15 protein-coding genes are annotated in these 21,095 nt (G+C 42.1%); 10 read left to right on the forward strand and 5 right to left on the reverse strand.

Features of this window, described 5'->3' with window-relative positions:
• Nucleotides 1-148: 148 nt before the first annotated feature.
• From FHS10_RS22690 to FHS10_RS22735, 10 genes are all read left to right on the forward strand, one after another.
• Nucleotides 149-1,483 carry a DUF5690 family protein gene (locus FHS10_RS22690; RefSeq protein ID WP_259095516.1) on the forward strand — a complete coding sequence of 445 codons (1,335 nt, stop codon included), beginning with the start codon at nt 149-151 and terminating at the stop codon, nt 1,481-1,483.
• A 15-nt stretch (nt 1,484-1,498) separates the two neighbouring features.
• Nucleotides 1,499-2,623: a TIGR03364 family FAD-dependent oxidoreductase gene (locus FHS10_RS22695; protein WP_259095518.1), complete on the forward strand. Its 1,125-nt coding sequence runs from the start codon at nt 1,499-1,501 to the stop codon at nt 2,621-2,623.
• 89 nt (nt 2,624-2,712) lie between these two features.
• Nucleotides 2,713-5,250, forward strand: coding sequence for a phosphocholine-specific phospholipase C (locus FHS10_RS22700; protein WP_259095520.1), 2,538 nt, complete (start codon nt 2,713-2,715; stop codon nt 5,248-5,250).
• Between the two features lie 382 nt (nt 5,251-5,632).
• The gene (locus FHS10_RS22705; RefSeq protein ID WP_259095522.1) at nt 5,633-6,223 is read left to right on the forward strand and encodes an RNA polymerase sigma-70 factor; all 591 of its coding nucleotides are present in this window, start codon (nt 5,633-5,635) and stop codon (nt 6,221-6,223) included.
• A 91-nt stretch (nt 6,224-6,314) separates the two neighbouring features.
• A complete protein-coding gene (locus FHS10_RS22710; RefSeq protein WP_259095524.1) occupies nt 6,315-7,277 on the forward strand; it encodes a FecR family protein in 963 nt (320 codons plus the stop codon).
• A 201-nt stretch (nt 7,278-7,478) separates the two neighbouring features.
• Nucleotides 7,479-10,877, forward strand: a complete 3,399-nt coding sequence (locus FHS10_RS22715; protein WP_259095526.1) for a TonB-dependent receptor — start codon at nt 7,479-7,481, stop codon at nt 10,875-10,877.
• Nucleotides 10,878-10,887: 10 nt separating this feature from the next.
• Nucleotides 10,888-12,519: a RagB/SusD family nutrient uptake outer membrane protein gene (locus FHS10_RS22720; RefSeq protein ID WP_259095528.1), complete on the forward strand. Its 1,632-nt coding sequence runs from the start codon at nt 10,888-10,890 to the stop codon at nt 12,517-12,519.
• A gap of 40 nt (nt 12,520-12,559) precedes the next feature.
• Nucleotides 12,560-13,696 (forward strand): SusE domain-containing protein, encoded by a 1,137-nt coding sequence (locus tag FHS10_RS22725; protein ID WP_259095530.1) that lies wholly within the window; start codon nt 12,560-12,562, stop codon nt 13,694-13,696.
• Nucleotides 13,697-13,754: 58 nt separating this feature from the next.
• On the forward strand, nt 13,755-14,915 hold the full coding sequence (locus FHS10_RS22730) for a glycoside hydrolase family 76 protein (protein ID WP_259095532.1): 1,161 nt from the start codon (nt 13,755-13,757) through the stop codon (nt 14,913-14,915).
• Nucleotides 14,916-14,973: 58 nt separating this feature from the next.
• On the forward strand, nt 14,974-16,050 hold the full coding sequence (locus tag FHS10_RS22735; protein WP_259095534.1) for a glycoside hydrolase family 76 protein: 1,077 nt from the start codon (nt 14,974-14,976) through the stop codon (nt 16,048-16,050).
• 53 nt (nt 16,051-16,103) lie between these two features.
• Here the strand turns inward: FHS10_RS22735 and FHS10_RS22740 are convergent, their stop codons facing one another.
• The 5 genes from FHS10_RS22740 to FHS10_RS22760 all read right to left on the reverse strand — a co-directional run bounded on the left by FHS10_RS22740 (nt 16,104) and on the right by FHS10_RS22760 (nt 21,036).
• Nucleotides 16,104-17,285 carry an acyltransferase family protein gene (locus FHS10_RS22740; protein ID WP_259095536.1) on the reverse strand — a complete coding sequence of 394 codons (1,182 nt, stop codon included), beginning with the start codon at nt 17,283-17,285 and terminating at the stop codon, nt 16,104-16,106.
• Nucleotides 17,257-17,508: a hypothetical protein gene (locus FHS10_RS22745; RefSeq protein ID WP_259095538.1), complete on the reverse strand. Its 252-nt coding sequence runs from the start codon at nt 17,506-17,508 to the stop codon at nt 17,257-17,259. Before FHS10_RS22745 ends, FHS10_RS22740 begins: the two co-directional genes overlap by 29 nt.
• Nucleotides 17,509-17,510: 2 nt before the next feature.
• Nucleotides 17,511-17,777: a hypothetical protein gene (locus FHS10_RS22750; protein ID WP_259095540.1), complete on the reverse strand. Its 267-nt coding sequence runs from the start codon at nt 17,775-17,777 to the stop codon at nt 17,511-17,513.
• Nucleotides 17,778-18,088: 311 nt separating this feature from the next.
• Nucleotides 18,089-20,422, reverse strand: coding sequence for a GDSL-type esterase/lipase family protein (locus FHS10_RS22755; protein WP_259095542.1), 2,334 nt, complete (start codon nt 20,420-20,422; stop codon nt 18,089-18,091).
• Entirely contained in the window at nt 20,422-21,036 is a 615-nt protein-coding gene (locus FHS10_RS22760) for a DUF6712 family protein (protein WP_259095544.1), read from the reverse strand. The genes FHS10_RS22755 and FHS10_RS22760 overlap by 1 nt, the downstream gene beginning before the upstream one ends.
• Nucleotides 21,037-21,095 lie beyond the last annotated feature (59 nt).

Consider the following 21,095-nt stretch of genomic DNA (forward strand, 5'->3'; position numbering starts at 1 on the left):
TCAAATCGCCAAATTTTCAAATCATCCTTAACCAAACCTTAACACAAAGTTAGTTTGTCATTCATAAATAAAGTTTAGCATTGCTAAACTTTTGTATTTTGATTAAGAGTGTTATTTTAGTTGTTTACACCGTAAACCGTTTAGGCTTATGAAACTGATGGATCAGCTGCGTGCTAAGGTTGCCAAATGGCCGTACTCCCTGTTATCTGTAATGGCGGCGGTATCGGCTTTTGGGTTGTATACATCCATGTACGCGTTTCGTAAAGCCTTTGCGGCTGGTACTTTTACCGGACAGCAGTACTTGCATATCGATTATAAGGTATGGCTGGTAATAGCCCAGGTTATTGGTTATACGGCCAGTAAATTTTATGGTATCCGCTTTATTGCCGAAGTTAACGCCAAAAACAGGGCGCGTTATATTTTAACGCTTATCGGTATTGCCTGGGCTGCTTTGTTGGCCTTCGCTTTTGTACCGGCTCCATTCAATATTGTTTTCCTGTTTGTTAACGGTTTTCCTTTAGGATTAATATGGGGGCTGGTTTTTGGCTATCTGGAAGGCAGGCGATCAACCGAGTTTATGGCCGCTGTGCTCTCTATCAGCCTCATATTCGCTTCGGGGTTTGTAAAAACAGTTGGCCGTACTTTGCTCACGGTTTTTCATGTTAACGAATACCACATGCCGTTTTTAACCGGCGCTATCTTTGTAATCCCCCTATTATTATTTGTTTTTTGTATAGAGCTGATGCCTGCCCCAACTGCCGAAGATAAGCAGTTGCGTGCAGAGCGCAGCCCCATGAATGCCGCCGAACGTAAACAATTCCTGGTGCGTTTTTTACCGGGTGTTATTTTAACTTTGGTTATTTATGTACTGCTGACCATTATGCGCGATGTGCGTGATAACTTCGAGGTAGAGATCTGGGCCGATCTGGGCGTAAAAAGCAACAGCATTTATACAGGGATAGATTCTATTATATCTGTAACCGTATTGGTTGGCATGAGCTTGCTTATCCTGGTTAAAAAGAACCTGCGCGCCTTTAGCATCATCCATATGTTTATTATTGGCGGCTGCGTACTGGTAGGCGGCTCAACAGTATTATTTACCCTTAAAATGATAGGCCCGGTTAGCTGGATGACGATGGCCGGCCTCGGTCTTTATATGGGCTACGTACCCTACAATGCCATATTCTTCGATCGGATGATAGCCACATTTAACTATCGCAGCAACGTGGGCTTTATCATGTACATAGCCGATTCTATGGGTTACCTGGGCAGCGTAAGCATCCTGCTCATTAAAGAATTAGGTCGTCCAACTATTAGCTGGGGCGTGTTTTTTAAAGAGGGTGTAATGATTGTAGCTGTAGTGGGCGGTGTGTGTGGTGTGCTGTCGTTATTATACTTCCTGCAAAGTTACCGGGCAAGTCAAAATTCAAAATCAAAAATTCAAAATGAACACGTTGACCTGGCGACAGGACCAATGAACTAATGAACCATTGAACCAATGAACAAAAATGCTATAGTAATAGGCGCGGGCATAGTTGGCCTGGCCACTTCACGTGCCCTGGCCATGCGTGGTTACAAAGTAACTGTATTTGAGCGTAATGAGCGCGCTGTTGGCGCATCCATCCGCAATTTTGGAATGATATGGCCAATTGGGCAGGCTACCGGCCCAATGTATGAACGTGCCATGTTATCGCGCAGCATCTGGAAAACCATTTGCACCGAAGCAAAGATCTGGCATGATGAAGTTGGCTCGTTTCACCTGGCTTATCATGATGATGAACTACAGGTAATTGAAGAATATGTAGCAGCCAACAAACAATATCGCGATTGCGCGTTATTAACCCCGGCCGAAGCCCTTGCCAAATCACCGGCTATAAAAACCGAAGGCTTAAAAGGCGCTTTATGGAGCGGCGAAGAAATGATCATCGAATCGCGCGAGGCGGTAGGGCAGGTAGCCCAATACCTGGCCGATAAATTTGGCGTAGAATTTCATTGGAACACCGCTATCAGTCGTATCGAACATCCAAAGGTATACTCGGGCAAAACAACCTGGGAGGCCGACGAGATTTACATTTGCAGTGGTGCCGATTTTGAAACCTTATATCCGGAGCTTTTTGCCGAAACTAAAATTACCAAATGTAAATTGCAAATGATGCGTTTAGTTAGTCAGCCTGATGGATGGCGTATTGGTCCGTCACTTTGCGGCGGTTTATCAATGATCCATTACCCGGGTTTCCAGGTAGCGCCATCGTTACCGGCCTTGCGTAAACGTTATGAGGAAGAGTATGCCACACACCTTAAATGGGGCATCCACGTAATGGCATCGCAAAATGGAAACGGTGAGCTAACCATCGGCGATTCGCACGAGTATGGCCTGGTTCATGACCCATTTGATAAAGCATTTATTAATGATTTGATAACGGGCTACTTACACACCTTTGCTAATTTTAAGGATTGGAAGCTACTGCAATCATGGCATGGTATTTTGCCACGCATGACCAACGGCGCAACCGAACTGATTGTTGATATTGAACCGGGCGTAACTATCATCAATGGCCTTGGCGGCAACGGTATGACGCTTTCATTAGGCCTATGTGAACAGACGATAGCTGCAAGATCATAGTTGATGGTTCATAGATCATAGCAATATTTGAAACCAAACTCTGAACGTTTAATTACTCAGAACTCAAAACTTACAACTCAAAACTGAATATGCTCGATACCAGGCGGGATTTTATTAAGAAAGCGGCATTATTAACCGGCGCTGCCGGTTTGGCCAGTATTTTACCCGAATCTATTCAAAAAGCGATGGCCATTAACCCGGCACCCGGCAGTACTTATATGGATGCCGAACATGTGGTGATCCTGATGCAGGAAAACCGCTCGTTTGATCATACTTATGGTATGTTGAAAGGCGTGCGCGGATACAATGATCCACGCGCTATCGATTTGCCAAATAAAAATAAGGTTTGGTTGCAATCCAACAAAAAAGGCGAAACTTATGCGCCTTTCCATTTGGATATTAAAAATACCAAAGCAACCTGGATGAGCTCGTTACCGCATTCATGGGCCAACCAGGTAAATGCCCGTAACGATGGTAAGTTTGACCAATGGCTTAACGTAAAACGTAACAGCATTAAGGAATATTCAAATATGCCTTTAACCATGGGTTTCCACAATCGCGAGGATATTCCCTTTTATTACGCGCTTGCTGATGCCTTTACCGTTTGTGATCAAAACTTTTGCTCGGCGTTAACGGGTACAAACCCTAACCGTTTGTATTTTTGGAGCGGCACCATCCGTGCCGAGCAGCATGAAAATTCATTGGCCCACGTTTGGAACGATGATATGGATTATGGTACCCTTAATTGGGCTACCTTCCCCGAGCGTTTGGAGGATCATGAAATTTCATGGAAACATTATCAGAATGAAATAGCTATTGATACCGGTTTGGAGGGAGAAGAAGATCCGTGGTTGTCAAATTTTCAGGATAATCCTTTGGAGTTTTTTGGGCAGTACAATATCAAACTGTATGATAAGCACATAGCTCACCTGCAAAAACGTTCGACCGTTCTGCCTGATGAAATAGCAGCTGTTGAAAAACAAATTGCCGCTTTGCCTGTGGGTGATGCGCACATCGATCATCTTAAAAAGCAATTGAAGCAAAAGAACCGCGACCTGGATAATATCAAAAAAGATATGGCCAGCCTTGATCCCGGTAAGTTTGCCAAACTATCGCAACGCGAAAAAAACCTGCACCAAAAAGGTTTTGTAACCAATACCAATGATCCGCATTACCGCACCTTAAGTCCGCTTAAATATAATGACGAGGGTACCGAACGCGAAGTACTTGTGCCTAAAGGCGATGTACTGCACCAGTTTAGGGAAGATGTAAAAGGTGGCCAACTGCCAACAGTTTCATGGCTATCGGCACCCGAGCATTTTTCCGATCACCCAAGTTCGGCCTGGTATGGTGCCTGGTATGTATCAGAAGTGCTGGATATTTTAACTCAAAACCCGGATGTTTGGAAAAAGACCATCTTTGTTTTGGCTTACGATGAAAATGACGGATACTTTGACCACGTGCCACCATTTGTAGCACCACATCCGCATAAAGAAGGCACCGGCAAGGTATCTAAAGGAATTGATACCAGTGTTGAGTTTGTAACTTACGAGCAGGAAAAAGCCCGCAATAACTATCCCGAGGTTTACGACCGAGAAAGCGCGATTGGCTTAGGCTACCGTGTGCCTTTGGTAATTGCGTCACCATGGAGCAGGGGCGGCTGGGTCAACTCCGAAGTGTTTGACCATACTTCCACTCTGCAGTTCCTGGAGAAATTCCTGAGCCATAAAACCGGCAAAAACGTTGTGGAGCCAAATATCAGCAACTGGAGGCGTACCGTTTGCGGCGATCTATCTACAACCTTCCGCCCGTATAACGGCGAAAAGATTGAAAACCCGGAGTTTGTGGCTAAAGATGTATTTTTAGAAAGCATCCACAAGGCGCAGTTCAAAAAATTGCCAACAGATTATAAATTGCTAACTGCTGATGAGATAGCGCAGATCAACCAAAATCCATATTCGTCGCCTTATATGCCCCAGCAGGAAAAAGGTATTAAGCCATCATCGGCTTTGCCATACCAGTTGTATGCCGATGGTAAATTAAGCGCCGATAAAAAATCATTCGAAATAAAGTTCAATGCGAGTAAGCAATTATTTGGCGATAAGGCTTTAGGATCGCCATTTAATGTTTACGCGCCGGGCAAGTATGCCAGCTTTAAAGATGCGCAGCAAATGGAACCATTGCGTACCTGGGCTTACGCCGTTACCGCCGGTGATACCCTTGCCGATGTATGGCCTTTGCATGAATTTGAAAATGGAGAATACCACCTGCGCACTTATGGGCCAAACGGTTTTTACCGCGAATACAAAGGCAACGCTGCCGACCCATTGGTTGATGTGTTGTGCGATTATAAACAAGGGAACATAGCGCTGAAATTAGCTAACCATAGTGCAGATAAGACTTACAGCGTTGAAATAACAGATCATGCTTATAAAGCCAATAATCATAAACTGGCATTAAATAAAAAAGGCGCAAGCTCGCTTGTGCTCGATCTGTCAAAAAGCCACGGCTGGTATGATTTCAGTGTTAAAATAACCGGCAGCCATAGCTTTGAGAAAAGATTTGCAGGCCGTGTAGAAACCGGTAACCACAGCTATACCGATCCGTTAATGGGTAAGATGGTTTAAAAGCTTCATTTATACGTTTATTTTTAACCCGGCGGCTTGTGTTAAGTTGTCGGGTTTTTTGTTTATAGTAATCCGGTTTAAGGTAACCTGATGCATAATTGGGCCTGGTTAAAAGGTCCAGCTACATTCGACACCGTATTGGCAACAACGGGTACAAATATTTAGGTGCGTCTAAATTGCGGATACACCAGTTTAGTGTTAACCTTGTGAAAATATAAATATTTGATTTTTAGATATTTATAAAACATACATCTGAAATGTGTTAAGTTATGTTAACCCAATTAGATGCGTTTGCCCTGTACCTCAAACAAAAAAGTTTTTTATTTAAAAATAATCTTGTAAATATGCCTATCCAATTCAGAAACCGTTTTACAGTCCATTTATGCTTCCAGCGAAGGAATATCAAATGTGGCCCGATGCTAAATTATTAGATTTACTAAGGCTGGATGACCGTGAGGCATTTGAAATACTGTACAATAAATATTCGGCTAAACTTTTCCACGCAGCTTACAATTTATTCAGGGACAGCGATGTTTGTGAAGACCTGGTGCAGGAATTGTTTATTGACCTTTGGACCAAACGAAATCAGCTCAACATCACCTCGCTTGAATCCTATTTAAAAGTTGCCATCCGCCACCGGGTTATCTATTATATTCGTACTCAAAAGGCCACGCTTGATTTGGCGTTGATAGAAGAATTGATAGAAAAATATACGGCTGATAGTAAACTGCTGCAAAACGACATTAGCCAGCTATTGGAAACTAATGTGGCGCAACTTCCCGAAAAATGCCGGCAGATATTTACGCTTAGTCGTAAAGAGTATTTATCTAATAAAGAGATCGCTTCGCGGTTAAACATCTCCATAAAAACCGTCGAAAACCAGATGACCATTGCTTTACGCTACCTGCGTACCGGCTTAACCGATTACCTGCCTTCGGTTGTTGCTTTGCTTATGGTTTATATGATGAGTTAGTATTTGTTAATCCAATAATAACAATCTAAAAAAACTTTAAACTTCTTTAGGGGGTAGGGCATGCCAAATGCATCCTACACTTATATAAACCATGAGAAAGTTTAATTCCAGGAAAAAAAAGCGCTCTGCTAAGGATCAATCCCTGCAGGAAGAACTCGTTAATCAATACTTTGATAAAGTTGATTTGGGTAGCCAGCCCGAAGCCAATGACCATGGTGTTGAATTCAACAGGGATAAAGTATACAACCGGATTACAGCTGCAATTGATGGAGCGGAAAAATCAGCCCCGGCTTTTAACAAGAAGTGGCTGGTTGCTGCCTCCATGCTGGCAGGCTTATGTTTTGCCGCGTACATCTATCGCGATACAATCCTTAATTATGTTTCTCCGGTTGCTGTTAAGCAAGTGATGGCGGCAAATGGTAAGATCATGAATGTTACCCTTGCCGATGGTACCAAAGTTTGGCTTAACGGCGGCAGCAAATTAACCTATCCAGAAAAATTCCGGGGGGATAAAAGGGAAATTACTTTAGTGGGCGAAGCTTTTTTGGATGTAACCCATGATACACAACGGTCTTTTATTGTGCATACCGGCAATATTGGTACCCAGGTTTTAGGCACCAGTTTCAATGTAAAAGCCTACCCCGAAGATAATTTTGTAAAAGTTGATGTGCTTACCGGTAAGGTTGGTGTTATAGGCAAAGCGCATAACACCAATGAATCACAAACTATTTTTTTAACACCCGCCCAGGAGGTGATGTTTAACAAGGATAACAACATCGCAGTAAAAAAAGAAGCTGTTGACGTGAATGTGCTTACCTCCTGGACAAACGGAGAATTTGTATTTAAAAATATGCCCCTGCCCGAAGTGTTAAACAGCATTGAACACCGCTTTAATGTTAAGGTTAGTGCCGATATTAACCTGGTGAGGTGCTCCATATCGGCCAATTTTACCAATGTATCGCTGGTAAATATCATGAAGATCATGTCGAAACTGGTGAAAGGGAAAGCTATACAGGAAGGTAATGGTTACCGGCTTAAAGGCAAGGGCTGCTGATAAATAGCCAATTCATAAAAATATAACCAATTATTAACTAACCCAAATTATAAAGGATGATGACATAGATACATAAAAAACCCTGATCAAAGGGATTTGAACAGGGTGCTTAAAATGCCAGGTTATTCATAAGTGCAACGTTTAGAGGTCCAATTCAGAACAAAGCACTTCAGTTTCAAACACTTTAATTATCTCAAATCTATGAATATATCTCTATTTTCAAATGGAGTAGTTCGTTATGTATTAATATTAATGAAATTTACCTCGCTCGCCTGCTTCGTGGTTTGCTTTATGTGCCTTTCGGCCGTGGCAAACGACTCATTTGGCCAGAAATTTTTGGAGGTATCGGTTACGCTTAAGCTCAAAAATACCAAGCTTACCGATGCCCTTGATAAAATTTCGGCCGATAAACATATCAAATTCGCTTATGCTGATAATGTACTTAAGCCGGACTTTAGGGTGAGTTTAAACGCCAAAAATAAAAGCATCAAAGAAGTGCTTTACGAGGTGCTTACTCCATTTAACCTCAGCTACAAAATTATTGATGATGTAGTAGTTATCGACGAAAAAACCGAGCTGGAAAGCAGTACGGGCGGCATTCAGCAAGCCCCACCTGTACCCATAAAAATAACAGGTAAAATTACCGACGAGAACAACCAGCCATTCCCCGGCGTAGGTATAAAAATTAAGGGTACCACAACAGGCACAATTACCGGTACCGACGGAACATTTACGCTTAACAATGTAAACAGCGATGAGATACTGGTTTTTAGCTTTATTGGTTATACCTCTAAAGAGGTAGCTGTAAACGGCCAGGCAATTATCAACTTGCAATTACTGCCCGAGCGTACATCATTAAATGAAGTAGTAGTGGTGGGTTACGGAACCCAAAAACGCGCTAATATTATCGGCGCTGTCGACCAGATTTCGTCAAAAGCAATTGAGGGAAAGCCATCGGTTAATTTAACCCAGGCTTTGCAGGGCACATCGCCCAACCTTATTATTCAACAAACCAATTCTGAGCCGGGCGCATACCAAAATATTAATATTCGTGGTGTAAGTACTTTGGGGAATAATAGTCCGCTGGTGGTTATTGATGGGATAACCGGTGGCGATATTAACTTACTTAATCCGCAGGATATTGAAAGCGTATCGGTATTGAAAGATGCCGGTAGTGCTGCCATATATGGTTCACGATCTGCAAACGGCGTAATTTTAGTTACTACTAAAAAGGGAAAGAAAAACTCAAATACCCAGCTAACCTATAACGGGCAGGGCGGTGTACAGGAACCCCATGTGGGCTATAAACCTGTTCATAGCTATGAAAATGCGATACTACGTAACGAGGCCGTCGTTAATGCTGGTTTGCAGCCAATTTACAGCCCACAGCAAATCCGCGATTTTCAAACGCAGGGCGATAACCAGTGGTTTTTGGACGCTATTTTAAAGAACGCGGTGCTGCAAAATCACAACCTTGCTTTAACGGGTGGTAATGCTACATCATCATACCTGGTATCGGCCGGCGTAACAGATCAGCGCAGCAACCTGGTAGGGCCAGATTATGGCTTACGCCGCTATAATTACAGGATTAACTTAAGTAGCGAATACGGTAAATTAAAGCTAACCAGTATTTTGGCTTACTCCCGTACCGAAATTAAAGAGCACTCTTATAATACATCAACATTGATTGTCGATGCAGGTCGTACCCCAACTTACTACAAAATTAAAGACGACCAGGGCCGCTATTTAACCAACGATGTGTTGACGGAGTTTAATCCTTTGGGCATCCTGGAACAAGGGGGCTATCGAAAAAGGGATAATGATAACATCTTTGGAAACCTGAATGCCGAGTTGGCCATTACCAAAGATTTTAAATTAAAGGGAGTTTTTGGCGGTACGCTTTTAGCAAATCACATGTTTGGACGGGTGATTGAGGTTGATTATTTTCCGAAGGGGACGTACGGTGCTGATAGGAACACAGATGACGAGAATAACAAAAACCTGTTTTTGAATACACAGGTACTTGCCGAATATGCTAAAACATTCAATAAATCACACAATGTAGATGTGTTGATAGGCGTGGCAAACGAATCAACAACTAACCAGGCCAATTATCTTCACCTTAAATATACCGATCCTGAATTAGGTACGCCAGTAACAGGTACCGTTATTGATCCCTCGTCGTCGGCAACAAACAACAACACTACCGAGAGTAGTTTGAATTCGTTGTTCGGTCGTGCCAGTTATAATTTTCAAAATAAAATTTATGGCGAGTTGGATTTCAGGATAGACGCCTCATCAAAATTTAACACGCAAAACCGTAACGCTTTTTTTCCTTCGGGCTCCGTTGGTTATCGGCTTAGCGAAGAGGATTTTATGCAAGACTATCGCGATAAATATGGCGATTTGAAGCTGCGCGCCTCATACGGTATTTTGGGCAACCAAAACGTAGGCGATTACCAGTATCAGCGTACCTATGGCCCCTTCCAGAATGCTTATGGCTTTAATAACGCAGGCGTTGGTGGTGCTGCGATATCATTTGCCAATCCTGATATCCGTTGGGAACGCGCTGCTACCTTTAACGTCGGTGTGGACGCGGGTTTCTTTAAAAACACGCTGAGCATTTCTGCCGATTATTTTAATAAGATAACCAAAGATATCCTGTTGCCACCGATAGTGCCAGGTACATTTGGCGCAAGTTTGCCAGATTATAACGCGGGTAAAGTTCAAAACAGGGGATGGGAACTTACGTTAAACTATCGCTTATCCGGCAAAAACTTTAACCACACCTTTTCATTTAACGTAGCCGACACCAAAAATAAAGTTTTATACCTTGAAGGCGGTGACCAGATTAGCACTTACGACGAATTACAGATCATCAACAAGGTTGGCTTGCCAATCGGTTCGTATGTCGGCCTGAAACGTGATGGTTATTTTCAAAACCTTAATGATATCCAGAATGGAGCAAAACCTGCGGGTTTAACTGTTTCGCCGGGTGATAACCGCTATGTGGACGTTAATAAAGATGGGGTAATTGATGATAATGACAGGTTTGTGTTGGGTAACGGTTTCCCAAGATTAACATTTGGATTTACCTATAACGTAACTTATAAGGGTTTTGATCTTAACTTGTTTATGCAAGGCGTAGGTAAACGTAGCGTGTTTATTCGCGGTGAGCAGGTTGAGCCATTCCATTTCAATTATTCGCAGGTAATTTACCAGCACCAGTTAGATTATTGGACACCGCAAAATCCAGATGCGCGTTATCCGCGCCTGGCTGCCAGCGGCAGTCAATCCAATACTAATAATTTCCGCCGCGGATCTGATATGTACATTTTTGACGGATCGTACCTGAGGGTTAAAAATGTAACCTTTGGTTATACGTTGCCACAGGGAGTGGCCAAAGCTATTGGGATGCATAAGGTTAGGGCATATGTATCCGGCCAAAATATCCTCACTTTTTCTGGCCTGAAGTTCCTCGACCCCGAAACAACCGAACTCAATAATAATGCGAGTGTTCCTTATGGCGGCGGCGCAAACAGCGGCAGGTCATACCCTACACCAATATATTATGGGTTTGGTATTGATGTAACACTATAATTTGATCAACATGAAGAAATTTACAACATATAGGATCGTGTTTTCTATCACCCTGTTAACCGCTATGGTTTCAGCCTGTAAAAAACTCGATCTGGCGCCGGTAAATAAATTTACCGATTCCAATTTCTGGACAACTACCGAAAAAGCAAGCAGCGTGCTTAATACCGCTTATTCACAAATGTTCCGCAGCGATTATTTCTTTTATAACGAGGGGATGTCCGATAACGCCTATAACGGTCGCGGTGATAACAACGGTGTTGCATCCCTTGCCGCCGGGACCTATGATGCATCATTGGGACGCGTTAAAGAGGAGTGGGATTATCATTATTCTGGTATAAAAACCTGTAATATATTTTTGGAGAATGTGGATAGGGTAACAGCAATGGATGCCACCCTTAAAAACAGGATGAAAGCCGAAGCAAGGTTTATTCGGGCCTTTCATTATTTTCAGCTGGCTATCTGGTTTGGCGATGTACCATTATTTGATAAGGATATTTCTATTGATGATTCAAAAACTATAGCCCGCACACCAAGGGCGCAAGTGATTGATTTTGTGCTAAAGGAGCTTGATGCCGCTGCCGATGCATTGCCTATAAACACCGCCTATGCGGCCGCTGATAGAGGGCGTATTACCAAGGGAGCAGCTATTGCTCTTAAAGCAAGAGTATACCTATATGATAGCCGTTGGCAGGATGTTGCCACTACGTGCGAAAAGCTGATGAACGATAATAGCAATGGTACCTATGGCTTATTCTCATCATACGAAGGTTTGTTTTTACCAGAAAACGAGTATAATAACGAGGTGATCCTTGATCTTGAATTTGTTCCTATCATTAAAACATACAACCAGTTTTTTGATTTTGCACCGTTGGCCGTTGGCGCACGCTTAAATGCCCTTGCTCCAACTCAGGAACTGGTAGATAGTTACCTGATGACAAATGGTAAAAAGATAAGCGATGCAGGATCTGGTTATAATGAGGACAACCCTTATGTTAACCGTGACCCGCGCCTTACTAATACCGTTGTTTATAATCTTTATAAATGGAAAAAGCCTGATAACAGTGTAGTTACCATTTACACGAAGCCCGGATCAGATCCCGGAACGGATAAACTTGATGAATATGCACCGGGTAAGGTAAGTTCGCCAACAGGCTACTACATCCGCAAATATTACGATCCTACATCTGCCGTAAATTTTCAGTCGGGTTTAAATTTGATCATGATCCGTTATGCTGATGTGCTATTGATGTATGCCGAGGCCAAAAACGAGTTAGGCCAGTTAGATGGCGGCGTATGGGATAAAACTATCAAAGCGCTTCGTGCCCGTGCCGGTTTTACTGATGCCGCCGCGTTAAATTTTAGTGGCGTTGCTCAAGCCGATCTGCGTAACATAGTGCGCAATGAACGCCGCACCGAATTGGCGATGGAAGGTTTGCGCATATTTGATATCCGCCGTTGGAAAACCGCCGAGACGGTATTAAACGGTTGGGCGCACGGTGCCAAATTTGGTCCGGCATCAGTAGATAATGGTTATATACGCGCTAACCAGCGAAGTTTTGACAAAAGCAAAGCTTATTTATGGCCTGTGCCACGGGATGAGCGTGCCGTCGACCCAAATCTTACACAAAACCCAGGTTGGTAGTTCAATAATTATTTATAAAAAATTATAATCAATTAAGATCATGAAAAAAATTACATTCTGCCTTGTGGCAGGCATATTGGCTTTGATCATTGTATCGGGCTGCAAAAAAGATAAAACCCTTAACCATACCCAAGTATCAGCTGTAAATAATTTTTTTGCCCCCGCTGACAATAAATTCATCAAGCTTGAACCGGCAACTGGTGCCGCATCGTTTGAATGGGAGCAGGCATCGGCCGAAGACAATGGCCTGGTATTATATGAAGTTGCCTTCGATAAAGACGGCGGCAACTTTTCAAAGCCGATATATACTATGCCATCTGATGGTAACGGCTTATACAACAAGTTAACCATCTCCTACAAAGACTTAAATAAAATTGCCGATCTCGCGGGCATTCAGCCACAGGAAACCGGCAAATTGAAATGGACTGTGATGTCGTCAAAAGGGATCAATGTTCAAAAAAGTAGCCTGTCACGGACCATTGAGGTTCAACGTGCTGCCGGTTTCAGCGAAATTCCTGCCGATTTATACATCACCGGAACAGCTACCGAAGGCGGCGATGATTTAAGCAAAGCCGTGCACCTTAAACAAACAGCTACCGGAGTTTTTGAAGCTTATACTTCATTAAAAGCGGGTGCTTATCACTTTGTTGAACGTAATACAGGCACGCCTGCAGCTTATTCTATTGATGGTGTTAAGTTGTTAAAAGACGGAAGCACAACTGTAACCGGTGATACTAAGGTTGAAAAGATCGTGGTTGATTTTACCACCGCTTCTGCATCAATGACCCAGGTGGTATCTGTAGGATTATGGTTTGCCGCAGATAATAAGATCTGGTTTAACCTGCCATATGTTGGCGGCAGCAGTTGGGAAATTGACAATGCATCCATTGTATTCCACCAGGAATCATGGGGGCGCGATGAACGATACAAATTTATGTTTACCCTTAAAGATGCTGCCGGTACTACATCTACCCAATATTATGGCAGTACCAACTCCGATAATAATGCGGCTACAGCAGCAACAGCCGCTGCTTATTATTACATGGTGCCGGTTAACAGCTCGCAGTATGATTACTGCTTTAAATTTGATCACCGTGCCGATAATGGTAAAGCGGATATCAAAATCATCTGGACTGCCGATGTGCCTGCGTACACCCACGTTGTTACCGTTAAGTAATAATTTATCAATCTGGTGCTGGTGATATTTCATTAGTGCCAGATCTTAAAAAACAATTATGAAAATCATCACCCATCATATAAAACAAGCGGCATTCATGGGTTTAATTCCTATAATGCTAACCTCATGTCTTAAGGATAAGCCATTTCCGCTTTATCCAAATAAAGTAACAGCTGTTGTTGATTATAAATATGCCGAAACTGCCGATTCATTACAGGAAAAAACATATAGAACATACCTATCTGCAAACGGGAACTATTTTGTGCAGGATAATGCTGGCAACACCGGCTATAATTACTGGCCGCAAGCCCATACTTTAGATATTTTTACCGATGCCTTTTTGCGGACGAAAAATGAAGTATACAAGCAACGCATGAAATCATTGCTAAACGGTACCCGCATTACCAACGGAAATAAATACCCAAATGAATTTTATGACGATATGGAGTGGCTTGCCCTGGCCAGTTTGCGCGGATACCAGGCTACAAACGATAATGATTACCTGGACGCGGCAAACACATTATGGACGGATATTAAAACCGGACTGAACAACAACCAGGGTGGCGGTATTGCCTGGCGAAAATCTCAACTTGATTATAAAAACACGCCCGCCAATGCTCCTGCCATTATCTTTGCTTGTCGTTTGTATGCATTGAAAAAAAATGATGCAGATTTAAGCCTGGCTAAAAGTTTGTATACCTGGTTAAGAGCTACCTTGGTTGATCCATCGAGCGGTATCATTTGGGATGGCATCAATGGTAACCACGATGGGCAGATCAGCAAAAATAAATTTACCTATAACCAGGGCGTTTACATGGGCGCGGCGCTTGAGCTATATAAAGTAACCAATAATGCCGACTACCTGGCCGACGCAGTTCGTAATGCAACCGCCACCATCAACGATACCGACATATCACCCGGTGGACTGCTGAAATCAGAAGGGCAGGGCGATGGCGGCTTATTTAAAGGGATTTTGGTAAGGTATTTAACTTTATTGGTCCAGGAACCTGCTGTTAACGATAATGACCGTAATGCTTATATCAAGTTCTTAAAATATAATGCGCAAACCTTGTATACCCAAGGGATCAGTCGCCCGGCTTTATTTGTAAGCCCCGATTGGAAAAGTTTGCCGTCGGGCACTACTGATCTTACTACGCAGTTAAGCGGCGTAATGATGATCGAAGCCGCGGCAACTTTGAAAACCGCAGGTAAATTCTAAATTTGAAAAACCCTTCCGGGTTTTCTACCCCGGAAGAGTTTTTTCTCCAACTTATGCTATGAAAAACACTGTATTAACGCTTTCTATTTGCTTCTCTTTTGCTTTGCAATCGGTGGCGCAAACTATTCCTGATTATAAAACCCGCATTGCTATCATTAATAAAAATATTTATGATCAATTTTATGACGCGAAGGCTAATCTTTATTTCGAAACCAATGACCCGGTAACCAATAAAGGGAACCATTCCTTTTTGTGGCCCTTATGCGCCCTTGTGCAGGCGGCGAACGAAATGGAGGCTGGTAACCCATCAAAAAGTTATATAGCTCCGGTTATGAAGGCAATTGATCAGTATTATTCAAATAAGCCACCGGTGCCCGGTTACCAGGCCATGGTACTCAAAGAAAAAGCCGACTCCCGTTTTTATGACGACAATGAATGGATTGCCATTGCGTTGATGGACGCTTATGCCCGCAATCATAAAAAGGAGTACCTGGATGTTTCCAAAACCATTTATCGTTTCCTGTTATCGGGCCAAGATAGGGTTGGCGGTGGTGGTTTTTATTGGGTTGAAGGCGATAAAAAAGGCAAAAACACTTGTTCAAACGGACCAGCTATATTGGTGGCTTTGCAATTATACCAGGCAACCCATCAAAAGGCTTATTTAGATACCGCTTTATTAACTTATAACTGGGCTAAACAGCATCTTTTGTCGGCAAATGGCGTTTATTATGACGCCATCAGGGTGCCGTCAATGAGAATTGATTCGGCGTATTATACCTACAATGCCGGAACTATGCTACAGGCTGGAGCGATCCTTTATAACATCACCAAAAACAAAACATATCTTAATGATGCCCAAAATGTAGCCAAAGCCGCCGAAAAGCATTTTTACAAACAGGGCAGACTACCTGGTAATTACTGGTTTAATGCAGTTTTGCTGCGCGGTTATATCGAGCTATATAAAATTGATAAAAACAAAGCTCAGCTGCAGTTTATAATTGATGACGCCGACCGTACCTGGCAACAGGAAAAAGACGACCAAAATTTGTTAGGCCCCAAAAAAGTGAAGGCTTTAATTGACCAGGCCGCTATGTTAGAGATTTACGCGAGGTTGGACAATTTGAAACTGAAATAGTTATTCATCAATGATCAAGTCGTGTTAAAGCCGCCTTATTTGATGGTTACTACCTATTTAAGCGCTTTGACCACTCTTTTGACTCTGAAATATTCAATTTTTTGACTAACAAATTTGATTAAAATTGCAGAGCAGGCTATGGAAAGCAATGCTGTCATCGCTGATTGATAGCTATCTTTTAAACCAAAATGTATTATGATTCTTCTACTTATGTCCAAAAATATCAAATGAGAAATATAGATTGGATATGACATTTCACCAATATAGCGGTCTAATTTGCTGCTTTTTGATAGCTCAAATACAAACGGAATTGCAATGGCGACAGATGCCAGGTAGATAAAATCTTTGCTTTCCGACGCATCAAAATAGCTGTAAAACACGGTGAAGGCAATAATATAAATCAGCAAAAAAATAGAAACATATTTTGGTAGCCTTATCGTTTTTAAATAATCATAGGCATTATAGCTAAGTATTCCCAGCAGAAAAAAAATGATTTGATAAGGCAATAACCTATATATAAAGGGATCGTAAGTCACGGCGGCTACTTTCGCAATCAAACGGATTATTAACAGCACTATAATGAACATGATGAGGCCTTTGTTTTTAAGTTTCACCAATAAAGGGCTGATAATATAAAATATCAATTCTAAACTTACCGACCATAGCGGAATATCAAGAATAAACCTAAAAAGCGGGAGCCTGGTTTGTAGAAAATGATTTGTAAATAAAATAGTCCCGTTGCTTTCCACCGTGAAGAAAAAAGTACATTCCTGGCCAATTATGATAATGTTTGTTACCAACAAATAGCCAAAAGTTAACGGAGATAACGTATGCCAATAATCGGCATATAATTGCAAGGTTTGAAAATTACCTGTTTTATACCCATATATGAAGTAGTAGGCAATAAATATCAAAAGTACAACCCAGTAAAGTGGGTATATCCTCAAAAAACGGTTTGTAATAAACAGTTTGTAATAATTATCGATCTTAAAGTATTTTTCTTTTAAAACCATGGCCATGTAGAAGCCCGAAATTATAAAGAATGATTCTACAGCTATATTTCCTGGTATTAAATCTGTACCAAACAAAGGTTTACTATGTGTAACTATAACAGATAAGGCCAGCAAAAAACGTAAGAAACCCATATTGATTTTATAGTAAGAATTTGTTTGTAAGATAAATCTTAAAATGAAATTTCGAGTATGTTTACGTTTTCTTTCCGTTCTTGATCTCATTTACTTCCTGCTGAAGAACAGAAACCTGGTTTTCCAGTATTTTGAGTCTTACCTCATTTACCCGGTTTTGTGTCTCCTGGATAGCCCTCACCTCCTGCAAATTGCTCTTCAATTGAAAATAGGAAGTCATCACGGTAATTACAATACTGATAGTACTTACCACTGTTACCACAATGTTCTTCAAGGTAATACCCCTAATCTCGCGATGTTCAAGAGTTGTCATGATTATTGAGTTACAGTTTGTTGAATAGTTGGTTCAGCCTTATCACTATCTATAGTGTTAGGCTCAGTTTGTTTTACCGCAAACTGCGATACTGTAGCTATAGTGGCGCCAATAGCAGTGGCTATTGCCGAGATTGCCGGTGGTACAATGCCAATTTTACTTAATGAAACCGCCAGGGTAACCAAGCCGGCGCCCAGAACCTGGGCTTTTTTAAAAAATGCAGGAGTATCAGCCATGATACGCTGCCATAGTGAAAGTTTTTTTTCCATGGGGTAAATATTAAAGGTTTTAAATGTGTTTTTTGGGAATTTGCACGTAAACTGATGCACATATTTTTACGATTTGCGTGGCAAATAAATCAATCGGATAAAAATCATTGTAAACATTTTCCAGACAACAGTGGACTGGAATATTAAAAAAGCTATTTATCTGGCCCAATTTTTGGCCGTTATATATGGACTTACAACTATGTAAAGAATTAAGACATAATTGCATATGTTCCTAAAAAAGGTTACAGATCCCGATAAATATTCCCTGCCTAAACATGTAATGCAGATAATCGCTAAAAATGATTTAGATATTAAGCTGAAGTAATCGTCTCCCAAGCGGTTCCATTGTAAAAATTCATTTTATGTGTAGTTAGATTATAAATCTCCAAGCCTTCAGCAGGCGTTAATATAGCATCTCGCTGCATACTAGTCATACGAGGTTTTAAAAAACCTTCTGTAGTGCTGCTAATGGCTACCCGCGCTGATGGAATATCGGAATCAGAAATATTACTACCAATCTGTAGTCGCCCAGATGATTGGATCTGCATCATCTTAATACTTATACCATCGGTACCATTGGACAATTTGAAATCTAAACGCCCTTCCGAATAGGTGTTTTCCACGGTAGTTATTCCATCGTTATCAAACAATGTTATCCTTCCAGCTCTACCGCCATTGAACGATTGTATAGCTTTTGTTTGTCCAATTGCGATGCCTTTTGGTGTTGTAGCGATACCTAAATTATCAATATAAAAACCTAAAACCTGCGTTCCATTCACACCATTTGAAACGTAAAACTCGTGTTGTCCAGAATTATAATAGTTTCTATATTCCGTTGAACCAGTTGTGCCATTGTAAAGCAAAATTAACGCTCCCTGGTTATTCCCTGCGCCTATCTTTGAATCCGCCTTTAAAAACACATCCCTGGTTGAGTCAAACGCAACAAAGTCAGAAGCCCCAATTTGTTTTAAACCACCATCTAAGTACATCATTCCGTTTGTTGTAACACCGTCAGGTAAGGCATATGAACTAACGAGATTTTCTGAATCATCTAATAAAATTAACCTCTGTCCGCTGCTTAATTGGGGGTTTTTGAGGACTAATTTAGAAAACTCGACAGGCCCATCAACCAACATTCTTTTTCCTGAAGCATTGAAATTCGTTACCCCGAAAGCTCCCAATATAATTTGTGCCATTATAGTCGCACCTAAATTATTAGGGTGAACTAAATCAGCAGTTAAAAGCTGTTGGCCATAACCAGCGTTGAGCATTGGATTATATATATCAATAAACTTTGTTCCATACATTACGCCGACCTCTTCGATAGCCGTATTAAAGGCAATTGTTTTAGCGGCTGAAGTGCCGTTAGTAGACGCTCCATTTATACTAAGTAAGGTTATATCCACATACGCCCAACCTTTAGCAACTATGGCATTTAAAAACGTAATATAATCCGTTTTAAACTGAGTATTTGTAGTGGATGAGGCAGCGTCATTAACTCCAAGTGCTACAAATAAATATTTTAATGAAGACGTCTTAATGGGAATTGCAGATAAGTCAAAAGTAACAACAGTTGAACCTCCTTGTCCGTTATTGACCTCTGTCATAGATAGGCCATCAGCGACTTGTTTGGTAAATCGCTTGTTATCGGTTGTACCTCCGCCAGATACGATACTGTCGCCCAAAAAGACTACGCTTAGAGAACTGACATCTGTAGTGTTAGCATTTATGTTTAGTGTTTCTGTAGCGGGAGAAAATAACAAATATGGGTTTTGCTCTAAGGTGCCGTCCGATTTCCCATAAATCAATTGATTAGGCATTAGGTTACTGATGGCCGCATCGCTGGTACCAGGCGGGCCAGTCGCACCGGTCGCACCGGTTGGGCCAGCCGGACCCTGTGGTCCGATTGGGCCTACAGTATTTTGATTTTCAGAAAGAACATTCACTTGCCCCTGCAAATCCGCGTCAGCAGCAATCCTTGCTGCTGTCTCTGACGCTATTGCTTCCCCTTCGGAATTATCCAACGTGAAACCGGCAGGCCATACACCGTTTGTTTTAGGCCCGTAAAAAACATAGGTAGTTGTATTGATATAATAATCGCCGTTGGTGCCGGTGTATAGGTTTGAAGGTACGCCGGTGCCACTCAAAATGGTTTTGCCACTGGTACCTGCTGCTCCCGTTGGTCCGGCCGGGCCAGTAGCGCCCGCCGGACCGGTTTGCATGGAAAATACCTGGTTCCATGCGTCTGCCGATTTTTTATAAAAGATACCGCTAAGTGTGTTTATAAAAGTGTCGCCGTTTTTGCCAGTAACAGCGCCCGGTACACTTGTGCCGTATAACACCGTTCCGTCGCCGTTGTTGCCGGAGGGGAAGGAGTAGAAGACGGTCCAGGTACCGGCTATTTTTTGCGCTATGGCACCTGCTGTGGTATTGATGAAAACATCGCCGTTTTTGCCGGATATGTTTGGGGGCAGGGCATTGCCAAACGAAATTGAGGCTCCAACGGCCAATTCAGCCCCTATTAATTCAAGTAGTGTGCTAAAGGCAAATTGGTAATCAGTACCGTTTTTTAGCAGGATAGAGGTATCGGATGCATCTATGGACGATGCTACGGGCAGATCGCTTATTTTTTTATCGGTTGCCATCAGTTTAAAAATTCGGTAATGGTTAAATTGTAATTGTTGTAATTAGCGGGATAGTTAAAGCTGGTTTTATCAACTCCTCTTATCCGCGGACCGGCCTGCCTGCTGCTTTTGTTTTTGGCGTTATAGCGCCACAGCGGGAAATCTGCTTTGTTATCCCACAAAAACTTTTCAATATCATTGGCATAAGCATTGGCAATACTACGTTGTTGCTGCACCAGTTTTACCACTTCGGGCGAGGTTAAGGCGTCGCCATTGTCGTGACGTTTAATAACGGGACCGGTAGCTGTATAATGCACGGCATCGTTTTCAATAAACCTGGCGAAGGTGAAGTATACCATCGTGGGCGCTATACCTTCGTATAATACAATATGTCCATAATCGTCTAAATACTCGGTGCCGTTCACCAGGTCTTTGTATGGTTGCGGTGCATCTTCTTTTAAAGTTCCATCTTCGTTAAAATGGCTCAAAAGATCATAGTATAAGGCGTGTCCTAAAAATGGTTTCAGGTCCAGCTCCTGGGCTTTTTTAATGAAAACCCTCAGGCGTTCGGGTTTGATGTTTACAGCGATATCCTCAAATGGCTGAAACGTGGTTTGATTGATGAGATAGATCATAGGAAAGTTTTCTAAAGCCCCCTCTAAATCTCCTCCGGTAGGGGAGACTTTAGGACGGA

The sequence above is a fragment of the Mucilaginibacter dorajii genome (genome assembly GCF_024808255.1).
Classification (GTDB): Bacteria; Bacteroidota; Bacteroidia; order Sphingobacteriales; family Sphingobacteriaceae; genus Mucilaginibacter; species Mucilaginibacter dorajii.

Coding starts and splice junctions, on each gene's coding strand:
- FHS10_RS22690 (WP_259095516.1), top strand. CDS start 149: ATGAAACTGATGGATCAGCTGCGTGCTAAGGTTGCCAAATGGCCGTAC.
- FHS10_RS22695 (WP_259095518.1), top strand. CDS start 1,499: ATGAACAAAAATGCTATAGTAATAGGCGCGGGCATAGTTGGCCTGGCC.
- FHS10_RS22700 (WP_259095520.1), top strand. CDS start 2,713: ATGCTCGATACCAGGCGGGATTTTATTAAGAAAGCGGCATTATTAACC.
- FHS10_RS22705 (WP_259095522.1), top strand. CDS start 5,633: ATGCTTCCAGCGAAGGAATATCAAATGTGGCCCGATGCTAAATTATTA.
- FHS10_RS22710 (WP_259095524.1), top strand. CDS start 6,315: ATGAGAAAGTTTAATTCCAGGAAAAAAAAGCGCTCTGCTAAGGATCAA.
- FHS10_RS22715 (WP_259095526.1), top strand. CDS start 7,479: ATGAATATATCTCTATTTTCAAATGGAGTAGTTCGTTATGTATTAATA.
- FHS10_RS22720 (WP_259095528.1), top strand. CDS start 10,888: ATGAAGAAATTTACAACATATAGGATCGTGTTTTCTATCACCCTGTTA.
- FHS10_RS22725 (WP_259095530.1), top strand. CDS start 12,560: ATGAAAAAAATTACATTCTGCCTTGTGGCAGGCATATTGGCTTTGATC.
- FHS10_RS22730 (WP_259095532.1), top strand. CDS start 13,755: ATGAAAATCATCACCCATCATATAAAACAAGCGGCATTCATGGGTTTA.
- FHS10_RS22735 (WP_259095534.1), top strand. CDS start 14,974: ATGAAAAACACTGTATTAACGCTTTCTATTTGCTTCTCTTTTGCTTTG.
- FHS10_RS22740 (WP_259095536.1), bottom strand. CDS start 17,285: ATGAGATCAAGAACGGAAAGAAAACGTAAACATACTCGAAATTTCATT.
- FHS10_RS22745 (WP_259095538.1), bottom strand. CDS start 17,508: ATGACAACTCTTGAACATCGCGAGATTAGGGGTATTACCTTGAAGAAC.
- FHS10_RS22750 (WP_259095540.1), bottom strand. CDS start 17,777: ATGGAAAAAAAACTTTCACTATGGCAGCGTATCATGGCTGATACTCCT.
- FHS10_RS22755 (WP_259095542.1), bottom strand. CDS start 20,422: ATGGCAACCGATAAAAAAATAAGCGATCTGCCCGTAGCATCGTCCATA.
- FHS10_RS22760 (WP_259095544.1), bottom strand. CDS start 21,036: ATGATCTATCTCATCAATCAAACCACGTTTCAGCCATTTGAGGATATC.